General features: G+C 67.0%; 3 protein-coding genes. All 3 read left to right on the forward strand.

Annotated elements, in window-relative coordinates:
• The coding region (locus AC1DZ6_RS19930) for an ATP-binding protein (RefSeq protein ID WP_477098875.1) at nucleotides 1-825 on the forward strand (825 nt) is incomplete at its 5' end.
• 168 nt (nucleotides 826-993) lie between these two features.
• Nucleotides 994-3,525: a TonB-dependent receptor gene (locus tag AC1DZ6_RS19935; RefSeq protein WP_477098876.1), complete on the forward strand. Its 2,532-nt coding sequence runs from the start codon at nucleotides 994-996 to the stop codon at nucleotides 3,523-3,525.
• Nucleotides 3,526-3,604: 79 nt separating this feature from the next.
• On the forward strand, nucleotides 3,605-4,366 hold the full coding sequence (gene tpiA / locus AC1DZ6_RS19940) for a triose-phosphate isomerase (RefSeq protein WP_477098877.1): 762 nt from the start codon (nucleotides 3,605-3,607) through the stop codon (nucleotides 4,364-4,366).
• Nucleotides 4,367-4,400 lie beyond the last annotated feature (34 nt).

Here is a 4,400-nt window from a genome sequence, read left to right on the forward strand (position 1 = left end):
GCCACCGTCCAGGTCATGCTGGGCCTGTCGCCCCTGGCCCGCATTCGCGCCGATCTGGCCCGGCTGCGCGGCAGCCCTTCGGCGCGCATGGCCGACGACCACCCCAGCGAGATCGCGCCGTTGATCGCGGCGATCAACGACCTGGCCCAGGCCCGCGAGGCCGATCTGTTGCGCGCCCGCCGCCGCGCCGGAGATTTGGCCCATAGCCTCAAGACGCCCCTGGCCGCCCTGTCCGCCCAGAGCCGGCGCGCCCGGGCCACGGGCGCTGTCGACGCCGCTGAAGGTCTGGACCGGGCGATCGAGGCCATGGCCGCGGCTTTGGAAACCGAGCTGGCCCGGGCCCGCGCCGCCGCCGCGCGCGAAACGGCCGCCCACGCCCGTGCCGAGATCCTGCCCGCGGTCGAGCGACTGGTGGCGGTGGTCGAGCGCACGGCCGAAGGCGAGCGGCTGATGTTCGACGTCGAGATCGATCCGGGACTGCGCGTCCCGGTCGCCGAGGACGTCCTGACCGAAATGCTGGGCGCCCTGATCGAGAACGCGGCCCGCTTCGCCCGTCGACGCGTGCGGGTCACGGCCGCGGCGGCCGAGGGTGGCGTGCGCCTGTCGATCGACGACGACGGCACAGGCATGGAGGAAGGGCGGGCCGAAGCGGCCTTGATGCGCGGCGGGCGTCTGGACGAGGCGGGCCCCGGGCACGGTCTGGGGCTGGCGATCGTCCGCGACCTTGTCGAGGCCTCGTCAGCCGAGCTGGCGCTGGGTCGGTCGGACCTTGGCGGGCTGGCTGTCTCGATCCAATGGAGGACACGCTCCGGCGACGCCCTGTAGGAAAACGGCGTGTCGCTCGTTTAGAACGAACGGTCGAAATGCAATATGCACGAAATTTTCCATTCGACTTGCAAAATGGAAAATCTGTTCGTAGTGTCTGCTCGTCGGCCCAGAGCGCCCAATGGCGCCGTTGCGGAGAGTCGGCGATCAGAAGGGGAGGGTGACGTCATGGCATCCAGGAATCTAATTGGCGTTCTGCTGCTGAGCTCCTGCATCGTGGCGCCGTGCGTGGCCGCCGCGCAGGAAGCCGTTCAAGTTGAAGAGGTCGTGGTAACCGGCCAGCGCGCCTCGGACCGCGACTCGCTGCTGAAGAAGCGTGACGCCGTCAGCGCCGTCGAAGTCGTTTCGGCCAACGATGTTGGCAAGTTGCCCGACCAGAACGTCGCCGAAGCCGTCCGTCGCCTGTCGGGGGTGTCGGTGGCCACGGACAAGGGCGAAGGCCGCTATCTGATCATCCGGGGCATCGAGCCCAACCTGGCCAACGTAACGATCAACAATCAGACCGCCTCGGCCCCCGAGCCGGAGTCGCGCAACGTCAAGCTGGACGACATCCCCTCGGCCCTGATCGGCTCGGTCACGGTCATCAAGTCCCTGACGCCGGACCTGGACGCCAACGCCATCGCCGGCCAGGTCGACATCAACACCCTGACCGCCTTCGATCGCAGCAAGAACATCCTCAGCGCCCGGGTCGTGCGCGGCACCTTCGAGGCCACTGACTCCAAGGCCACTGAAGGCGACGTCTCGGTCGGCGGCAAGTTCGGCGCGGATCGCCAGTTCGGCCTGGTCTTGGCCGGCAACTATTCCAAGCGTCCGTCGGTGTCCGACGACGTGCTGGCCGGCAGCCGGCAGGTCGTGGCCGGCGTCGACCTGCCCGCCGAGCTGGACATGCGCTCCTACAGCCCGGCGATCCGCAAGCGCTCCGGCGCGGTGGCCAACTTCGACTGGCGGCCGAACGACGACATCAAGCTGTACGCGCGGCTGATGTACTCGAAGTTCGACGACAACGAGACGCGTGACCGCTTCCGGTTCTTCTTCCCGGGCTCTGCCAGCAACTACTCCACGCTCAACGCCAACGGCGGGGTGATCACCTCGACCTCAGCGCGGCACCTGGTGCGCCTGCGCAACGAGGTCACCGACACCACCACGCTGGCGTTCGGCGGCGACTTCAATCTCGGCAAGGGCGTGCTGACCGTCCAGGGCACGCATGCCCTGTCGCAGAAGAAGGACCCGATCCGCGACGAGTTCGACTACCGTTCGACCGGCGCTTTGACGGGGACTTTCGTCGGCACCGTCGGCATGCAGGAAAGCCTGACCGCCGGCGCGTCCGCCCTGGCCGCGGGCACCTACAACCTTCGCCAGTACAAGCAAGTCACCCGCCAGGCCGAGGAAAACCTCAACCAGGTGCGCGCCGACTACAAGCTGCCGATGGATGCTTGGGGCGAGGGCAGCTACCTGAAGTTCGGCGCCAAGTACCTGGATCGGGACAAGTTCACCGACGCCACCGGCCACGTCTATACGCGCGGCAACGGCGAGACCCTGGTGGGCGAAACCGACGCGACCATTCCCACCGTCTACAAGGGCCGCTTCACGTTCGGTCCGACCGTGGACTACAATCTGGCCCGCGCTTATTTCGACGCCAATAAGGGCCTGTTCGTCGACTCGCCAACGGATCGGCTGGTCGAGACCCTGGGCTCTGACTTCAAGGTCGTGGAGAAGATCACCGCCGGCTACGGCATGGTCAGCGTCACGCGGGGCGATCTGACGATCATCCCAGGCGTGCGGGTCGAGCACACCGACGGCAAGACCTCGGCCATTGCGGTCACGCCGACCTCGAAGGTCACCGACACCTACAACCAGTTCGGCGCCTACGACTACACCGACTGGTTCCCCAGCGTGAACGTGAAGTACAACATCTCCGAGCGGCTGCTGACCCGCGCCGCGGTGACGACGGCCTTGGGGCGTCCGAACTATGCGGACCTGGCGCCGACCCTGGCGGTCAGCGCCGGCGACAACGAGGTCACGCTCGGCAATCCCGATCTGCAGCCGCAGAAGGCCCTGAACTTCGACGGCTCGCTGGAATACTACTTCCCGGGCGAGGGCGGCATTTCGCTGGGCCTGTTCCACAAGCGGATCGAGAACCCGATCTTCTCGTCGACGACCACCCAGAGCGGCACGTTCRGCGGCGTGGCCCTGGTCGGCGCGGACGTCACCCAGATGACCAACGGCGACAAGGCGCGGGTCACGGGCCTGGAGTTCAATATCCAGAAGCCGCTGACTTTCCTGCCGTCGCCGTTCGACGGCTTGGGCGTGAACTTCAACGCCACCTTCGTCGAGGGCAAGATGAACGTGCCGGACCGGTCGGAGAAGATCCAGCTGCCCAACCAGTCCAAGCGGCTGGCCAGCGCCCAGCTGTACTACGAGAAGTACAACTTCTCGGCCCGGTTGGCCTACACCTACCGTTCGGCCTACCTGTTCGAGCTCAACACCGGYGACCCGACCGGGGCCAGCGACATCTACTTCGACAAGGTCAGCACGCTCAGCGCTCGCGTGGCCTATCGGATCAACAAGGTCGAGATTTTCGTCGAGGGCAACAACCTCAACGACGCGACCGACTACTACTATTACCAGAGCCGCAACCGCTTCGCGGAGTCCGAGACCTACGGCCGCTCCTACCGGTTCGGCCTGGCCTACACCTTCTAGCCCCAAAAGCAGGCCCGGGCGTCGTTCGACACCCGGGCCTCATCTTGTCTGCTTCCCTCCGGTATCGAGACCACGACCCATGGCGCGTTCGACGCCCGACTCGGCGCGCCTGATCGCCGGCAACTGGAAGATGAACGGCGGTTCGGACCAACTGCGCGAGGCCGCCAAGGTGGCGGCCGCCGTGGCCGGCAAGGTCTCCGGACCGCGGGTTGCGATCTGTCCTCCCGCCACCCTGCTGCACAGACTTTCCAAACAGGTCCAAGGTTCCGGCCTCCTGACCGGCGGCCAGGACTGTCATGTTGAGGCGGCCGGCGCCTTCACCGGCGAGGTGTCGGCCAACCTGCTTGTCGAGGCGGGCGCAAGGCTTGTGATCCTAGGTCACTCCGAACGTCGACAGGCACGTGGCGAAGACGACGACCTGGTCGCGCGCAAGGTTCTCGCCGCCATCAAGGCGGGGCTCGAGCCGATCGTCTGTGTCGGCGAGACCTGGACCGACCGTGAAGGCGGTCACGCCTTGGAGGTCGTGCGCCGCCAGCTACGCGGATCCCTGCTGGGAACGCCGGCAGGTCGAGCCCTCGCGGTCGCCTACGAGCCGATCTGGGCGATCGGCACGGGCTCGCGAGCCTCGGAAGACGACATCGCGACGATGCATCGGGCGATCCGGGCTGAATTGGCGGGCTTGTTTCCCGACGATGCTCCCATCCCGATCCTCTACGGTGGATCGGTGACCGCAGATGGCGCGGCCGCGATCTTGGGCACGCCCGACGTGGGCGGAGTGCTGGTCGGCGGCGCCTCGCTGCGGGCGGACAGCTTTTTGGCGATCATCGACGCCGCCGGCTAGCGACCTGACGCGCGAGCTGCGCGCCAGGTCGCCC

This window comes from Caulobacter sp. P1_B12_2, from assembly GCF_056406675.1.